General features: G+C 36.1%; 1 protein-coding gene. It reads right to left on the reverse strand.

The annotated features are described in order from the left end of the window. Positions 1–1,401, reverse strand: a 1,401-nt coding sequence (locus ACI3VO_RS02655) for a hypothetical protein (RefSeq protein ID WP_439756429.1), incomplete at its 3' end; no start/stop codon positions are given. Between the last annotated feature and the right edge of the window lie 162 nt (positions 1,402–1,563).

Raw genomic sequence — 1,563 nt, forward strand, 5'->3', positions numbered from 1 at the left:
TAAGAGATTACCTCCTACCATTAGGTCATACGATAATCCATGGGAATTTCTACTGAAGTTGTAATTAGAGTAATCTGACGCCCCGAACAGACTAAGTACATTTCTATAGTCCAGTCTCTTACATGAATTTAGAGAATTCGAATGAAGGTCTCCCTTTATAAAATGCACTCTATCTGTGTAAATGCCTTGATCATGCAACCACTCATATAGCATGACTTTTGATTTATCGTCCAAGTTAAGAGGGAGTCCTTTCTTCATATACTGATCGTCCTTTCCATGACAGCATACAAAAGTCTCTCCATCTTGCTCAAATATCCCGAAGAACTCTTCCCAGAAAGTAGTAGTCACATTCAGATACTGAGCTCCTACAAGAGCCAACAGTGCCTTATTGCACATATATTCAAAGTTTCCTCCATGATTTCCACAAGGAACTGAGAAAATGTTTAGTTTAGAGCAGAACCCATTCTCTTTAGCAGCTAAGGTGCTTATAAACCACATCATTAACTCTATGAACTTATTTGCCTGTTCTCTAGCATCCATATTCTCTGGCATATCGTGATCTAATCTAGCGGTCTTTCCAAAGAATCCAGAACAATCTATATTGTCCCCCATAAGAACAACATTAATTGTATTATAACTGCCAATTTTCTTCAGTCTAATAAGAACTTCAGATAATCTCCTTTTGGCTTCTTCAAAACCGTAGCTCTTATTTTCTCCATACATAGTACCAGAGGTAACCATTGCTCCTAGATGAAGATCAGATACGTATAGATTTATACTAGGATTTGAGTTTGGAGTATCCTCTATTATAGTAGGATTTATATTATCTGGAATACTTATGGTAAATTCAGAAGCGGCTCTAAGTTGTCTCTTTAATTCAAGGTTTTCTTGAGCATACTTCTTAAGAAGTTTCTCGTTATTTCTGATTTGATCCTCTTCTGCTTTTCTGAGAAAACTATTCTCTTTTTCCCGAAGTTGAATCTCTCTTAGCTCGTCTTCAGAGCATTCTTCTAGCATATGAGGAGCAAACGGAGCTGAAGCTTTAGTTATATTAAAGGCTCTTAGTATTCTCTTGAAGTCTATTAAAGATAGATCCACGAAATGCCTAGATACTACTCTTTGAGTTAGGGAATCTCCATAATACGAATATAGTCTATGGATGGTATTCATTTCTTCCCTAGTAAGCTTTCCACATACTGGAGCTTTGTCTCTCCGATATATTTGGTAGCCATAATACCTGATACGCCCATTTTCATCTCTAATATAGGAGGTATCAGCCCTATCATCAGTATCTACCTTCTTCTCCATTAGAATTTCCTTCTTCTTAGAAACTACGTCATTATATAGGCTTATAAGATTTCTAACCTCTTCAGTCTCCTCATCGTTTTGTCTCTTTAGCATAGAGACAGTAGTTACAATACTGTTATAATTGATGCCATGCTGTGTACAGAAAGCGTGCAACTTCTGTCCGCTCTTCTTGACATCCTGCAGTATTTTTGTATACTTTATTATTGTAGATTTCTTCATTTATTTTTAATTGATTTATTCAATGTTATGATTAAG

It is taken from the genome of Intestinibacter sp. (assembly GCF_051866655.1).
Taxonomy (GTDB): Bacteria; Bacillota; Clostridia; order Peptostreptococcales; family Peptostreptococcaceae; genus Intestinibacter.